The organism is Amycolatopsis sp. AA4, assembly GCF_002796545.1.
GTDB lineage: Bacteria > Actinomycetota > Actinomycetes > Mycobacteriales > Pseudonocardiaceae > Amycolatopsis.
The window spans coordinates 3,238,888-3,252,379 of the sequence record NZ_CP024894.1; the positions used below are offsets into that span (position 1 = coordinate 3,238,888).

16 protein-coding genes are annotated in these 13,492 nt (G+C 69.6%); 7 read left to right on the plus strand and 9 right to left on the minus strand.

What is annotated here, in order from left to right; translation table 11 throughout:
* Positions 1 to 39: 39 nt before the first annotated feature.
* Together CU254_RS15355 and CU254_RS15360 are read left to right on the plus strand one after the other, a co-directional pair.
* Positions 40 to 1,737: an APC family permease gene (locus CU254_RS15355; protein ID WP_009077185.1), complete on the plus strand. Its 1,698-nt coding sequence runs from the start codon at positions 40 to 42 to the stop codon at positions 1,735 to 1,737.
* A 266-nt stretch (positions 1,738 to 2,003) separates the two neighbouring features.
* On the plus strand, positions 2,004 to 2,966 hold the full coding sequence (locus CU254_RS15360; protein WP_009077188.1) for a GlxA family transcriptional regulator: 963 nt from the start codon (positions 2,004 to 2,006) through the stop codon (positions 2,964 to 2,966).
* Positions 2,967 to 3,026: 60 nt separating this feature from the next.
* On the opposite strand, the gene CU254_RS15365 is transcribed toward CU254_RS15360, so the two are convergent.
* Positions 3,027 to 3,671, minus strand: coding sequence for a lytic polysaccharide monooxygenase (locus CU254_RS15365; RefSeq protein WP_009077189.1), 645 nt, complete (start codon positions 3,669 to 3,671; stop codon positions 3,027 to 3,029).
* 196 nt (positions 3,672 to 3,867) lie between these two features.
* On the opposite strand from CU254_RS15365, the gene CU254_RS15370 reads away from it, so the two are divergent.
* From CU254_RS15370 to CU254_RS15380, 3 genes are all read left to right on the plus strand, one after another.
* On the plus strand, positions 3,868 to 4,506 hold the full coding sequence (locus tag CU254_RS15370; protein WP_037713744.1) for an HD domain-containing protein: 639 nt from the start codon (positions 3,868 to 3,870) through the stop codon (positions 4,504 to 4,506).
* A gap of 62 nt (positions 4,507 to 4,568) precedes the next feature.
* Positions 4,569 to 4,982: an SRPBCC family protein gene (locus CU254_RS15375; protein ID WP_009077193.1), complete on the plus strand. Its 414-nt coding sequence runs from the start codon at positions 4,569 to 4,571 to the stop codon at positions 4,980 to 4,982.
* Positions 4,979 to 5,407: a MarR family winged helix-turn-helix transcriptional regulator gene (locus tag CU254_RS15380; protein ID WP_009077195.1), complete on the plus strand. Its 429-nt coding sequence runs from the start codon at positions 4,979 to 4,981 to the stop codon at positions 5,405 to 5,407. The genes CU254_RS15375 and CU254_RS15380 overlap by 4 nt, the downstream gene beginning before the upstream one ends.
* Positions 5,408 to 5,893: 486 nt before the next feature.
* Here CU254_RS15380 and CU254_RS15385 read toward each other — a convergent pair whose 3' ends face one another.
* The 8 genes from CU254_RS15385 to CU254_RS15420 all read right to left on the minus strand — a co-directional run bounded on the left by CU254_RS15385 (position 5,894) and on the right by CU254_RS15420 (position 11,855).
* Entirely contained in the window at positions 5,894 to 6,475 is a 582-nt protein-coding gene (locus CU254_RS15385) for an SRPBCC family protein (protein ID WP_009077199.1), read from the minus strand.
* Positions 6,476 to 6,598: 123 nt separating this feature from the next.
* A complete protein-coding gene (locus CU254_RS15390; protein WP_100266795.1) occupies positions 6,599 to 6,952 on the minus strand; it encodes a hypothetical protein in 354 nt (117 codons plus the stop codon).
* Between the two features lie 94 nt (positions 6,953 to 7,046).
* Positions 7,047 to 8,195, minus strand: a complete 1,149-nt coding sequence (locus tag CU254_RS15395; protein WP_009077203.1) for a M48 family metalloprotease — start codon at positions 8,193 to 8,195, stop codon at positions 7,047 to 7,049.
* Positions 8,196 to 8,380: 185 nt separating this feature from the next.
* Positions 8,381 to 10,171: an APC family permease gene (locus CU254_RS15400; protein WP_009077205.1), complete on the minus strand. Its 1,791-nt coding sequence runs from the start codon at positions 10,169 to 10,171 to the stop codon at positions 8,381 to 8,383.
* Between the two features lie 80 nt (positions 10,172 to 10,251).
* On the minus strand, positions 10,252 to 10,530 hold the full coding sequence (locus CU254_RS15405; protein WP_009077206.1) for a DUF3040 domain-containing protein: 279 nt from the start codon (positions 10,528 to 10,530) through the stop codon (positions 10,252 to 10,254).
* The gene (locus tag CU254_RS15410) at positions 10,524 to 10,844 is read right to left on the minus strand and encodes a DUF3618 domain-containing protein (RefSeq protein WP_009077208.1); all 321 of its coding nucleotides are present in this window, start codon (positions 10,842 to 10,844) and stop codon (positions 10,524 to 10,526) included. Before CU254_RS15410 ends, CU254_RS15405 begins: the two co-directional genes overlap by 7 nt.
* The gene (locus CU254_RS15415) at positions 10,825 to 11,253 is read right to left on the minus strand and encodes a phage holin family protein (RefSeq protein ID WP_037713747.1); all 429 of its coding nucleotides are present in this window, start codon (positions 11,251 to 11,253) and stop codon (positions 10,825 to 10,827) included. Before CU254_RS15415 ends, CU254_RS15410 begins: the two co-directional genes overlap by 20 nt.
* 53 nt (positions 11,254 to 11,306) lie before the next feature.
* Complete coding sequence (locus tag CU254_RS15420; RefSeq protein ID WP_009077212.1) at positions 11,307 to 11,855, minus strand: hypothetical protein; 549 nt, start codon at positions 11,853 to 11,855, stop codon at positions 11,307 to 11,309.
* A 119-nt stretch (positions 11,856 to 11,974) separates the two neighbouring features.
* Here CU254_RS15420 and CU254_RS15425 point away from each other — a divergent pair, with 119 nt between their 5' ends.
* A complete protein-coding gene (locus CU254_RS15425; protein ID WP_009077214.1) occupies positions 11,975 to 12,394 on the plus strand; it encodes a CBS domain-containing protein in 420 nt (139 codons plus the stop codon).
* 180 nt (positions 12,395 to 12,574) lie between these two features.
* Positions 12,575 to 13,432, plus strand: coding sequence for an SDR family oxidoreductase (locus tag CU254_RS15430; protein WP_009077215.1), 858 nt, complete (start codon positions 12,575 to 12,577; stop codon positions 13,430 to 13,432).
* The last annotated feature ends 60 nt before the right edge of the window (positions 13,433 to 13,492 follow it).

A 13,492-nucleotide genomic window follows, 5' to 3' on the forward strand; every position in this document is an offset into this window, starting at 1 on the left:
CAGTGGAAGCGGACCGCCGACCCGGCAGGAGGCCGCGCCATGGACACAGCCGGAACGACCGAGCACCCGTCCCCGCTCGTCGTCGCGGGCGACGACCAGCGGCTCAAGAAGCATTTCGGCCCGATCGGGCTGCTGTTCACCGCGGTGGGGTCGATCATCGGGTCGGGATGGCTGTTCGGCGCGCTCAACGCGGCGGAACTCGCCGGGCCCGCGGCGATCGTGTCGTGGGGGATCGGCGCGGTAATGTTCGTGCTGATCGGGATGACCTACGCCGAATTGGGCACGATGTTCCCGCATTCGGGCGGCGTCGCGCGGTTCCCGCACTATTCGTTCGGCTCGTTCGCGAGCTTTTCGATGGGCTGGGTCACCTGGATCGCGGCGGCCGCGGTGTCGCCGATCGAGGTGCTCGCGGTCGTCCAGTACGCCACGAATTACCTGCCCTGGCTGGAGAAACTCGACGCCGACCGCAACGCCGTGCTCACCCCGGCGGGCACCGGGATCTCGATTCTGTTGCTGGCGTTCTTCGTGCTGGTGAACTTCTTCGGCGTGCGCTGGTTCTCCCGGATCAACAACGTGCTCGTGTGGTGGAAACTCGCCGTCATCGCTTTGGTGATCGTCGTGTTCCTGGCGACCGCGTTCCACCCCGGGCATTTCACGGATTACGGCGGATTCGCCCCGTACGGCACGCACGGGATCTTCTCCGCGGTCGCGAGCGCCGGAATCGCGTTCTCATTTTTCGGTTTCCGGCAAGGCGTCGAACTGGCGGGGGAGACCGCGAACCCGAAACGCAACGTGCCGCTCACGCTCATCGGTTCGGTCGTGCTCACCGGAATCCTTTACGTGCTGCTGCAGATCGCGTTCATCGGCGCGGCCCCGTCCGACGCGATCGGCAAACAGGGCTGGGAACACGTCGGCGCCAACTTCACCGCGGGCAGCGACGTGCTGGCGACCTTCGGCCCGCTCGCCGCGATCTCGAGCGTGCTCGGCATCGGCTGGCTGGCCACGCTGCTGTACGCCGACGCGATCATCTCGCCCGGCGACACCGGCCTGATCTACACCGGTGTCACCGCGCGCATCTCGTATGCCATGGGGCGCAACGGAAACGCGCCGTCCGGGCTCGCGAAGGTCAACTCCGCGGGCGTGCCGTGGGTGAGCCTGATCCTGGCGTTCGTCGTCGGCTGCTTCTTCTTCCTGCCGTTCCCCGGATGGAACAAACTCGTCTCGTTCGTCACGAACAGCACCGTGCTGTCGTTCGGCTCCGGGCCGCTGGTGCTGCTGGCGATGCGCAGCCAGCTGCCGCGCCACACCCGCCCGTTCCGCCTCGGCCGCGGCTTCACGTGGGCGGTCGCGTTCCTGGCGCTGTTCTCCACCAACCTGATCATCTACTGGACCGGCTGGGACACGAACTGGAAACTGTTCGTGGTGATCGTCTTCGGCTACCTTCTGCTCGCGCTGCACCAGGCCTTCGCGAAGAAGTCGCCGAAACTGGACTTCCGGCACGGCTGGTGGGTGCTGGTGTGGTTCGCCGGGCTCGCGGTGATCAGCTACCTGGGCACGTATCCGGAGGCTTCCAAGCACGCCGGGAACCTGGGAGTGCTGGACTTCGCGCTGGGGGCGGTCGCGTCGCTGGTGCTGACCGCGGTCGTGATGGCGTTGGCGCTGCGGAACGCGCTGCCGGGGGAGCGGGTGACGGAGATTCTGGCTGAGCGGAGGGAGGCGGACGAGAGCCCGGCGTGAGCCGCGGACCTGCGAACTGAGCAGGTCCGGCTTCAGCGTCACGACGACTGAGCACTTCCACGGCCTCGACATGGACGCAGCCAAAGCGCAGCTGCGCGTGCGAACCATGAGGTCGCTGGCCGCTGCTGGCGCGTGTGGCCGGGACCGAGGGCTCGGTCGTCTGGGATTCGTTCGGGCGTTCCCGGCTCGCCCGAAGTACGACGCGGCAGTGCTCCGGTTCGACTCCGCCTGACCGTCTGCCATGCTGGGCGCCGGAGGTCGGGTGCATGGGCGCGAGCGTGGTTTTCGTCGTGTTCGACGGCGTGAAGATGCTCGACGTGACCGGGCCCGCCGAGGTGTTCGCCGAGGCTAATCGGTCCGGGGCCGGGTACTCGATCAGTTACCGGTCGCCGTCCGGGGCGGGCGTGGCGACGTCGGTGGGGGTTCGCCTGCCGGTGGACGGGCCGGTCGCCGAGGCGGCGGAGCCGGATCTTGTCGTGGTGGCCGGAGGGGACGGGCTGGTGGACCGCGGCGTGCCGGTCGAGCTGGTCGACGCGATCCGGGGAATCGCGCCGCGCGCGGGTCGGTTGGTGTCGATCTGCACTGGGTCCTTCGCGCTGGCCAAGGCGGGTGTGCTGTCCGGACGGCGCGCCACCACGCATTGGCGGCACGCGGCGCGGCTCGCTCGCGCGTATCCGGACATCGAGGTGCTCCCCGACGCGCTTTTCGTGCGGGACGGCGACATTTTCACCTCGGCGGGAGTGTCGGCGGGCATCGACCTGGCGCTCGCTCTGGTCGAACAGGACCACGGCCCCGATCTCGCGCGCACGGTCGCCCGCAGCCTCGTGATGTTCATGCAGCGGCCCGGCGGCCAGTCGCAGTTCTCCGCCCCGCTGCGGATGCCGCGGCCGAACACGCCGACGCTCCGCGAGGTGACCGACCTGGTTTCGGCGCAACCCGCGCTCGACCACAGCGCCGCCGCGATGGCGTCGCGGGCGAGAGTCAGCGCGCGGCATCTCGCGCGGCTGTTCGCGAGCGAGCTGGACACGACGCCGGCGAAGTACGTCGAACAGGTGCGGCTGGACCACGCGAAAGCGCTTCTCGCCGCGGGGCATGGCGTCGCGGAAACCGCGCGCAGCTCCGGATTCGGCAGTTCCGAGACGATGCGGCGCGTTTTCGTGGCGCGCCTGGGGATTTCGCCGAGCCAGTACCGCGCCCGGTTCGAGACGACGGCGCTCCTGGCCGAATGAGCGGGAGCCGCGTTCGCGGGGCCCGGCGGAGACAGCGGGTCCCCGCCGGGCCGGGGGAGATCAGGGGAAGATCACGTCCGAGCAGGAGTAGAAGGCCTCGCCGGAGTCGGGCCAGTGGCGTTGCCAGATCGAGTAGATCAGGTGCCTGCCGCTGCGCCCGCCGGGCAGGTTCGCCCGCAGCTGGTAGGCGTTGCCGGCGATCGGCGGGTTGTCCTGCTTGTAGAACGGGGTGTCTTCCAGGTCGGACCACTTGAGCGGCTTCGTCGGGTCGTAGCCCGGTTTGGTGACGTACAGCTCGAAGGTGCCCTCGTGCGCGGCGGTCAGCTGGTACTGGAAGGTGTACGGGCCGCTGCCCGGCAGCGTGGTCGCCGGCCAGTCGTCGCGGGCCAGGTCGAGCCCCTTGTACTTGTCGCGGCCGGCGCTGCACAGCTTGCCGTCCGGGATGATCTCGCGGCTGCGGCCGCTGGCGTCGCCGATGTTGACCTCGTCCCAGTCGTAGAGCGGCCAGCTGTCGCCCACCGCGACGGCGGCCTTGCACGCGGCGGACTGCGGATTCTCCGGACCCTCCTGGAAACACTGCATGATCCGGCTGATCGGATTGCCCATCGAGCCGTGCGCGAGGGCGGGGACGGCGGTGAACACCGAGACGGTGCCGAGCACGGCGGTGAGGATCGCGACTTTCGCGGCGGAGCGGGAAAACTTCATCGCACTGTTCCTCTCCTGAGAGGTCTAGACCACACCACGGTAGGGCGGCCGGTGCGTCCGCTTGTAGGACCGAAAGTCGGGCGATTTCGCGCGTTCGTGTCCGGATCTGTGGACCCGCGGTCGGTTTTCGCGGTGGGGCCGCGGACCTGGCCGGGCCAGACTCGGGGCAAGGTCGTTTTTCGCGAGGAGGTCTGTGGTGTCCGAGGTGATCGCCGGGATCGAGATTCCCGGGACAGTGTTGGTGCGCGAGGCGACCGCGCTGGTGCGCGACGTTGCCGACGACACGTTGTTCCACCATTCGCGGCGAGTGTTCCTGTGGGGTTCGCTGAAAGCCGCGGCGCGGGGGCTGGCGGTGGATCCGGAATTGGCTTATGTCGGCGGGCTGTTCCACGACCTCGGGCTCACCAAGGCGTACCGGACCGCCGACCGCCGTTTCGAACTCGACGGCGCCGAGGCGGCCCGGAGTTTCCTGCTCGACCACGGCCGCTCGGAGGAGGACGCGCGGAACGTCTGGCTGGCGATCGCCTTGCACACGACGCCGGAGGTCCCGCTGCGGCTGGCCCCGGAGGTGGCGGTGGTGACGCTGGGCGTGGAAACCGACGTGCTCGGCCTCGACCTGGCCGAGATCACCGACGACCAGCGCGCGGAGGTCGTCGCGGCGCATCCGCGGCCGGACTTCAAGAACCGGATCCTGCGCGCGTTCCGCGACGGCATGGCCGACCGCCCGGACACGACGTTCGGCACCATGAACGACGACGTGCTCGCCTATTTCGATCCGCGGTTCGAGCGGACCGACTTCGTGGAGCTGATCAAGGGCAGCGCCTGGCCGGAGTGACGGTCTTGCCATTTAGTCTGCGCGCAGATAGTCTCTGCGCAGACCAACTGGGAGGAACGATCATGTGGACCACTGACTACAGCGCGGAGACCTCGGCGAGCCCGGAGGCGGTGTGGGCGGCGTTGCGGGACCTGCACAGCGGAACGCCGCTGAGCGAGCGCAGCGACCGGTTCGAACTGCACGGGCCGTTCGAGAAGGGGACCGAGCTGTCGGTCACCCCGCAAGGGCAGGACACGTTCCGTTCGCGCATCACGGAGCTGATCGAGAACGAGGTCTACGAGGACGAAACGCGTTTCGGCGACACGGTGCTGCGGTTCCGGCACGCGCTCGCCTCGCTCGCGGACGGCGGCACGCGCGTCACGCATCGCCTGGAGATCGAGGGGGACGCGGGTCCGGAACTCGGGCCGCAGATCAGCGAGGATTTCCCGGTCGCCATGAGCGATTTGCTGGCGAGTGCGGAGCGGTCGGCGCGATGACGCAGTTCGCGGGACCGGGGGACAGTCCGGGTTTCCTGCTGTGGCACGTGACTTTGGCGTGGCAGCGGCGGATCCGGCAGACGCTCGAACCGCTCGGCCTCACGCACGTCCAGTTCGTGCTGCTCGCGTGCTGCTGGTGGATGGAAACGCACGGCGCGCCGCCGCGGCAGCAGGAACTGGCCGCGCGGGCGGGCACCGACATCAAGATGACATCCCAGGTGATCGCCCGGCTGGAGACGGCCGGGCTGGTCACGCGGACGGTCGACGCCGGCGACACGCGCGCGAAACTGGTGCGGTTGACGGAAAAGGGCCGCGACCTGGCGGGGCAGGCGGTGACCGCGGTGGAACGGGTGGACGTGGAGATGTTCGGCGCCGAGGCCGATCCGCTGTTGCGGACATTGCGGGCGGTGCTCGACGCGGAGTGATTCCTGCTGCGAGACGTTGCGGAGGTTGCGGCTGGTGCTCGGCGGGGAGTGGTTCATGTCGCGGGAGGCTGCGGATGTTGCGGCTGGTGCTCGACGCGGAGTGATTCCTGCCGCGGGAAGTTGCGGATGGTGGGGGCGGTGCTCGGCGGGGAGTGGTTTCTGTCGCGGGAAGCTGCGGACGTTGCTCGGCGCGGGGCGGTTCCTGCTGTGGGACGTTGCGGAGGTTGCGGCTGGTGCTCGGCGGGGAGTGATTCCTGCTGCGGGAAGCTACGGACGTTGCGGGCGTTCCTCGCGCACGGGGCGGTTCCTGCTGCGGGGACCGGGCTGCCCGCCGCCGTGCTCGCTTCGTCTCGCTGAGGTGTTCGTCGTCGCTGCCGGTGACGTCTGCCCGGCGGGCGCGCTTCGGCCGAACCGGCCTCCTCACGGCCACCGCCGGTGGTCGACCTGACGCCGTGCGCCTTGGTTCGCCGGATGCGGTGATTGCCGCTACGCCGGGCCGGTTTCGGCAGCGGTTTTGAGGTCGGCGAGCCAGGTTTCGAGGCCCATGTCGGAGCCGGGGTCGGCTTGCGGGCCGGAGTGGCTTTCCTCGGTGCGGACGAGGACCCCGCCGCGGACGGGATGGAAGGTCCAGACGTGGACGCCGTCGATGTGGTACCCGGTTCCGTCGGCGGGGCCTGTCCAGCGGAGGCATTTGCCGCGCTGGAGCTGCTGGACGGTGGAGCTGATGACGACCGTGCTCGTGGGCGCGTGGACGGTCGCCCGGAACCGCGAATGCCTGCGCAGCGGACCGGGATCCAGGCGTCGCACGGTCATCGGAGCGGCGGGTTTCTGCCAGGACGTCCAGGCCTCGACATCGGTCTGAAGCCCCCGGATCGTGTGCAGCGGCGCGTGGATGAGGATCTCGGCCCGGTGGCGGGCTTTCGCGCCGGTGTCGACGCCTTTTCCTTGGCAGGTCAAGGAGTCAGGGGAAGCGGCGGCATGGGCGGGGGCCGCGCTCAGGGCGCTGGCGATCGTCAGCGGGACCGCGAGCAGGGCTGTCCGCAGACTGGTCCGGTGGGTGGCGCGCATGAGCCTCTCCTCTGCGGTTAATACCATTAACTATGGTGAAACCCTATCGACAGGCGTCAGTGAACGTCAATAGGAAGAGTGAGAGGTTCTAACGCGACGGCGCGCGGGCGGGTCAGCGGTCCGTCAGGTTTGAAGGAGGACATCCGTCAGGGAGAAGGCGGGCCGGGTTTCCACGCACGTCCTGCCGCCGCAGCCTTCCGCGCGGTACTCCATCGCGATGACGGGCCCGGTCTCGCGGCTCTCGACCGTCAGCACGGTCACGAGTTCGCGGAAGACATCGACGACGACACCCGGCCCCCGCTGGTACCGGATCCGGACGCTGTGGTGGCGCACGTCCCAGCTGACGTGGAGTTCCTCGGTTTCGGAGAGCGGGATCCCGATACCCCGCACGAAGTCGTCGCCCGGCGTCGCTTCCGTCCGGGGGAAGACGTCGAAAGCGGAGAACCACACCTCGTCCTCGGCGATCGCGAACTCCACGCGGGTCAACCTATCGGACGGCGACGGCGAACCGGGGTCGAATTACGCGAAAGGGGCCCCGCCTCCCGAAGGAAGGCGGGGCCCAAGGCGGAGATCAGTGCGCCGCGGCCAGTGCCGCCGGGGCGGGCGGCATCAGCTTCGGGTATTCCTTCTGGAACTTCTCGATCATCTTCGCGGACGGGATGATCCGGTTCGGGTTGTTCTGGTTCACGGCCTGCTTCTCGCCCCACGCGCTGGCGGCCTTGCGCTGGTCAGGCGTCCCGTGGCTGTGGTAGCAGTCGCCGATCGAGGCGTCGAGGTAGGTGACCTCCTGCTGCGTGCGGGCGTTGTACGCCTCGCCCTTGGCGTGCGCGGCAAAGTAGCCGCCGTAGGCGTCCGGGCCCATTTCGCCGGATTCGTTGCGCGGGTAGTTGTCGTGCGCGAAGTCGACCTGGTGGCCGTACTCGTGGCCGACGACCGCTTCCACCGAGACGTCGTCGAAGCCGAGGTGGTTGACCACGTCGAGCAGGCCGTCGCCGAGCATGATGCGCTTGCCGCCGAGGCTGTCGGCCGGGGCGGAGAACGCGTTCAGGGTCAGCAGCGGGTGGCGGCCGCCCTGCAGGGCCGGGACCTCGTAGAGCACCTTGGTCGCGAGCGCGCCCGCCGCGGCGGCCCGCTTCGGGTCGAGGCCGAGCTTGAACGTCTGCGTCGTGCGTTCCTGGCTGCCCAGGTCGGTGCCCTTCCAAGCGACCAGCTGGATGTTCCAGCTCTCGATGTCCCAGAACCCGCGCAGCTTGTCGATCGTCGCGCCGGCGCGCGGCGTGTACTGGCCGTCGGTGCCGAAGACCTGCGGCGTCTTGTCGCTGGCCACAGCCTGGGTGTAGAGCTGGCCGATCGCGCTCAGCGCGCTGAGCGCCTTGCCTTCGGTCGGGGTCAGCGAGGACGCGAGCTTGTTCGCGTAGGTCAGCAGCGATCCTTCGGTGCAGCCCGGGATGGGGCCCTGTGCGGCGTGCGCCTGCTGGCCCGGCCGCTTGACCGGCGAGTCGAACAGCGGGTCGACGCCGCGCAGCGCGTTCGCGGGCAGCCCGTTGTAGAGGTCTTCGACGTCCTGGTAGAGCTGCGCGATGTCCTGCTCGACCGACGTCGGCTCGGCCGCCTTCGCCTGCGGCGCCGCGGTCGCCGGGACGGCCGTGGCCACCGTCAGCGCCGCGAGGGCGCCCGCCGCGGCGAGCGTTCTGCCGAGAATCCTGGTCCGTTTTCGCATGGGCCCCTCATTCCGGTTTCAAGATCACCAAGTACCGCCACCCTAAGACGATCTTGGGCGCGGAAACCGCGGCGAGGCAAAGAACCCCGGGATGGCCCACGCCTTTCGGCGGGTTTTCGCCCTGCGGACGTCGGCCGAAAGTACTACCGGGCAATTCGCCGGCGGCGCCGCGGAAACGGGCGCCGTTAAGCCCTGATCCGGAAACGCATCCGGCAGACGACCGCGTCGGAACGGCGGCGCAGCACCCGGGCCAGCACCGCGCCGCGGCGGTTCTGCAGGACGCGTTGCCACACGTGTTCCGGTTCGACTTCGGCGATCAGGACGAAAACATGGCAGCCGTCGTGCCGGCGAAGGTGCTCCACGATCGGCTCGCCGAGGCGGCGGCGTTCGTCGTACACCTGGACCAGCGGGACGTCCGGATGCCACCGTTCCCACGCTTCGACGAACTCGCGCGCGGACGCTTCCTCCTCGGGATGCGTCACGTGGACAGCCTCGACGTGTTCGCCGAGCGAAAGCGCGGCGGCGAGCGCGTCGCGGGTCAGCCGGGAGACCGCGTGGACCGGGACGACGACCAGCGACCGGTTGGGGCGCGGCGGGGGCGGGACGCGCCCGAGTCCGAGGCGGTCGCCGATGCGGCGGTAATTGCGGTGGACCCATTCCATCAGCAGCACGAGCACCGGCAGCGCGACGACGATCAGCCAGCCGCCTTCGCCGAACTTCGTCGCGGTGACCACGATCGCGGCGAGTCCGGTCAGCAGCGCGCCGAAACCGTTGAGCGCGGCTTTTCCGCGCCAGCCGCGCGGACGGGAACGGAACCAATGCCGCACCATTCCGGTTTGCGACAACGTGAACCCGACGAACACTCCGATCGCGAACAACGGCACCAGGGTGTTCATGTCGCCATTCGCGAGGACCAGCAACAAGGCCGAAGCGAGCGCGAGGAAACCGACACCGTAGCGGTACACCTGGCGTTCGGCGCGCAGCGCGAAAACGTGCGGAAGATTGTGGTGTTTCGCGAGCAATTGGGCCAGCACCGGAAGTCCGCCGAAGGACGTGTTCGCGGCCAGCGCCAGCAGGACGACGGTGGAGAATTGCACGACGTAGTAACCGAAACCGTTCCCGAGGGACGCGGCGGTCACCTGCGACAGCACGGTCACGCCGTCCACCGGGTGAATCGAGAACTTCCCGATCAGCACGGCGATCCCGAGCAGCATCACCGCGAGCAGTCCGCCGAGCGCGACTTCCGCTCGCTGCGCCCGGCGCACGCGCGGTGTGCGGAAGGACGGGACGGCGTTGGCGATCGCTTCGACACCGGTCAACGCCGCACAGCCGTTGGCGAAAGCCTTGAGCAGAAACAGGATTCCGACAGTCTGGAGGTTCTGGAGATGGCCGCTGGCGACCGTCGCGGCGGGCGTGCTGCGGAACAGGCCGACCACGACGACGGTGAGGATCGAGCCGACGAACACCGCGGTCGGCACGATGAACGCTCGCGCGCTTTCGGCGATGCCGCGCAGGTTGATGGCAGTGATCAGCGCGAGCACGCCGAGGCAGAGCCACAGCCGGTAGGGCAGCAGCGCCGGAAACGCCGAGGTCAACGCGGCGACCCCGGCGGCGACCGAGACCGCGACGTTCAGCACGTAGTCGACGATCAGCGACGCCGCGGCGACGAGCGACGCGCGGCGGCCGAGCTGGGCGCGGCTGACGCCGTAGGCCCCGCCACCGTCCGGAAAGGCGGCGATGACCTGCCGATACGACAGTGTCAGCACGGCGAGCAGGACGGCGATCGCGACCGTGACCGGCAGCGTGAAGCCGAGCCCTGTCCCGCCCGCGACGGCTAGGACGAGCACGATCGCCTCAGGGCCGTAAGCGACCGACGCCATCGCGTCGAGGGACAGGGCGGCGAGGCCGCCGACGACGGAAAGCCGGTGCCGGTCGGCGGTGTGCGAAGTTTCCGGGCGGAACAGAGTCGCGGTCACCCGCTCAGGCTGGCCCCCGGGACGCGTTCCCGCGGCGGTCGTTGACGCTTTCCTGACAGTGATCTAGCGAACGGCCCGATCTAGCGAACGGGCCCGGCTTTCCAGTGCCGCACCGCGAACGGCCCGCCCAAGAGCACCGCCAGCCCGACCACTCCGGCCACGATCATGCCCGGCCGCGAGTCGAACACTCCGGTCGCGACCAGCACCACGCTGGTGAGGATCGCCAGCACCTCCAGCGCGGAGCGGCTCCGGTGCGGACGCCCGGATCCGCGGGCCAGCTTGGCGCTGAGCCGCGGATCCGCGGCGGCCAAACCGCGTTCGATTTCGTTCAGGGCACGCTGTTCCCGGTCGGTCAGCATGCCTCACCCTGCTTCCGGTGCGCGTGCCGGCGGCGGATCAGGAAGCGGAGCACGAACACCCCGCCGAAGACCGCGGCGAACAGCGGGAGCGGGTTGCTCCGGACGGCCTGCGCGCCCGCCCGTACCTTCTCCGCGGCGGGTGCCGAGATGGTCTTCTCGACCTGCTCGGCGGCCCGGTTTATGGTCGCGTCGACCTTTTCGCCGGCCCGCGTGCGGACGTCCAGCTTCTGCGAAAGCGCGTCCAGCGCCTCGGCCAGTTCCTCGCGCGTCACGTCCCGGTCCGCCCGGGCCTGCTCAACTTTGCGATCGGTCATGGCTGCCCCCGTGCTTGATCGTCTCGACGTCCTCGCGGACCCTTTCGACGGATTCCTCCGGCACGATCGGCCCGGCGCGGCGTGCTTCCTTGCCGCCGACCAGCGCGGCGAGCCCCGCCATGAGCAGCAGCGCGCCCCCGATGATCAGGGCGGAGAGCCAGCCCGGGAGCACCAGCGCCAGGGCGAGCACCGCCGCGGCGATCAGGGTCGCGCCGCCGAGGAGCGCCAGAACGCCGGCGAAACCGACGAGCCCGGCTCCGATGCCGAAGCGCTTGCCCTTCGCCTGAAGTTCGGCCATGGCCAAGCGGAATTCGTCTTGGAGCAGGCGCTTGATGGACGCGGTCAGATCGGCCGCGAGGTCCGCGGTCGACTTCTCGCGCGCGGGCGTCCGGTTCATTTCCTCCAGCACGGCTTCCTCCCTTCCTTTTCGAGGCGTACCCGGCTCCTGAGCGGCGAAACCGGTCACCGCCTGGCGAGGGCTTCGCGGAGCGCGTCGACCACCCACTCGTGGCCCAGCGGCAGCGGGCTCGGCACCTGGTCGGCCGGATCGTCGGAACTGTGTGCGAGCACTTCGACTTCGACGCCGGACTCGCGCAGCGCGGCGATCTCGGCGTCGTGCCGGACCAGCCAGGCTTCGTCCGCGACGGCGGCGTCCCCGGGGCTGAGCACGCCTTCGGCGGCCGGGTCGACGAGCAGGACGGACCGGACCGACCCGGTGTGCTCGGCGGCCAGCCGCAGCGCGTCGGCGGCAAGCGGCCCGCTCGTGACGAGGTCGCTGGCCTCCGGCGCGGCAAGGGTTTCCGCGGCCTCGCGCCACGCGCCCTCGACCGGGATCCGGTACCAGAGGATCTCGTGGTCCTCGGCGAGCGGCCGCCAGGTCGCGGGCAGGCCGTCGTGTTTGGCCGCGCCGGCCGGGTCGAGCACGACCAGCCGGGGCGCGCCGGACCGGCCCGCCGTGACCAGCGGCGGCCCTTCCGCGCGGACCGGGTCGGACGGGAACGGTTCGGGCATGTCGGCTCCTTCCACGCGCCTCCGGTTACCCGGGCACGGGAAGGAGAAACAGCTGGCGGAGGCGTAACGGCCGGGAACGTGGGTAGCCGGGGAGTGACCGGGAGGAAGGAGACGATCTCATGACCACTGCCCGCGATTTGATGACTCCGAACGCCGTCTGCGTGCGGGAGTCCGACACGGTGAACGACGCCGCGCGGACGATGGCGCGCGAACAGCTGGGCGCGCTGCCGGTGTGCGGCGAGGACAACCGGCTCAAGGGAATGCTGACCGACCGCGACATCGTCGTGAAGGTGATCGCCGAGGGCAAGGACCCGCGCGCGGTGCACGCCGGCGAGCTGGCGCAGGGCGAAGCGGTGACGATCGGCGCGGACGACGACGTCGCCGAGATCCTGCAGACCATGTCGCAGCACCGGGTGCGCCGGCTGCCGGTGATCGACGGCCACGACCTGGTCGGCGTCGTCGCACAGGCGGACGTCGCCCGTGCGCTGCCCAATCCGGACACCGGGGTGCTGGTCGAGGCCCTGTCGCACGATTACTGACAGTCCCCGGGTTTGCCGCGTGCGGACCGGGGTAACCGGTGCGCACGCGCAGTGCGGGCCAGGGGGCTGACGGCCGCGCAACCGTCGCAGGGGGACGGTTGCGCGGCCTCTTCTGTGATTGAACCGCGGCACAGCGGGTAGCCGGAAAGGAACAGAACCGACTTTCCGGGGAGGATTCCCGTGGCAGACCGCATCCGACCTCCGCAGCAGCAGGACCCGCCGGGCACCACCGCCGACATGGACCCCCGGCCGCGCGATTCGATGGCCGACTACGAGGGCCGCGGCCTGCTGGCCGGACAGCGCGCGCTGATCACCGGCGGCGATTCCGGAATCGGCCGCGCGGTGGCGATCGCCTTCGCGAAAGAGGGCGCGGACGTCGCGATCTCCTATCTCAACGAGCACGAGGACGCCGAGTACACCGCGGACCGGGTGCGCGCCGAGGGCCGGGAATGCGTGCTGCTGCCCGGCGATCTCGCCGAGGCGAAACAGTGCCGGGACATCGTCGAGCGCACTCTGTCCGAATTGGACGGACTGGACATCCTAGTCAACAACGCGGCGACGCAATGGCCGGTCGACCGTCCTGAGGACCTGACCGAAGAGCAGTGGATGCACACGTTCGACGTGAATCTCCACAGCTACTTCCGGGTGACCGCCGCCGCGCTGCCGCATCTGGGCGACGGGGACGTCATCATCAACACCGGTTCGGTGAACGGCTTGCGCGGCAACAAGAGCCTCATCGACTACTCGGCGACCAAGGGTGCGATCCACGCGTGGACGTACGCGATGGCGCAGGCCTTGGCCGACCGGGGAATCCGCGTGAACTGCGTCGCGCCGGGTCCGGTGTGGACGCCGCTGATCCCGTCCACGTTCCCGCCGGAGAAGGTGGAGAAGTTCGGATTGCAGGCCCCGATGCAGCGGGCGGCGCATCCGGACGATCTCGCGCCCTCGTATGTGTTCCTGGCTTCGAACCGGCTGTCTTCGTACTACAGCGGCGAGGTGCTGGCCGCGGTGGGCGGGGAGACCATGCCGGGCGGATGAGTTGCCGTCCGTGAAGGGCTCCTTGAGGGAATCTGATTCCCTCAAGGAGCCCTTCACGGA

What these genes read in the sequence shown, in the direction of transcription:
- CU254_RS15355 (WP_009077185.1), top strand. Translation starts at nt 40, where the DNA reads ATGGACACAGCCGGAACGACCGAGCACCCGTCCCCGCTCGTCGTCGCG.
- CU254_RS15360 (WP_009077188.1), top strand. Translation starts at nt 2,004, where the DNA reads ATGGGCGCGAGCGTGGTTTTCGTCGTGTTCGACGGCGTGAAGATGCTC.
- CU254_RS15365 (WP_009077189.1), bottom strand. Translation starts at nt 3,671, where the DNA reads ATGAAGTTTTCCCGCTCCGCCGCGAAAGTCGCGATCCTCACCGCCGTG.
- CU254_RS15375 (WP_009077193.1), top strand. Translation starts at nt 4,569, where the DNA reads ATGTGGACCACTGACTACAGCGCGGAGACCTCGGCGAGCCCGGAGGCG.
- CU254_RS15380 (WP_009077195.1), top strand. Translation starts at nt 4,979, where the DNA reads ATGACGCAGTTCGCGGGACCGGGGGACAGTCCGGGTTTCCTGCTGTGG.
- CU254_RS15385 (WP_009077199.1), bottom strand. Translation starts at nt 6,475, where the DNA reads ATGCGCGCCACCCACCGGACCAGTCTGCGGACAGCCCTGCTCGCGGTC.
- CU254_RS15395 (WP_009077203.1), bottom strand. Translation starts at nt 8,195, where the DNA reads ATGCGAAAACGGACCAGGATTCTCGGCAGAACGCTCGCCGCGGCGGGC.
- CU254_RS15405 (WP_009077206.1), bottom strand. Translation starts at nt 10,530, where the DNA reads ATGCTGACCGACCGGGAACAGCGTGCCCTGAACGAAATCGAACGCGGT.
- CU254_RS15410 (WP_009077208.1), bottom strand. Translation starts at nt 10,844, where the DNA reads ATGACCGATCGCAAAGTTGAGCAGGCCCGGGCGGACCGGGACGTGACG.
- CU254_RS15420 (WP_009077212.1), bottom strand. Translation starts at nt 11,855, where the DNA reads ATGCCCGAACCGTTCCCGTCCGACCCGGTCCGCGCGGAAGGGCCGCCG.
- CU254_RS15425 (WP_009077214.1), top strand. Translation starts at nt 11,975, where the DNA reads ATGACCACTGCCCGCGATTTGATGACTCCGAACGCCGTCTGCGTGCGG.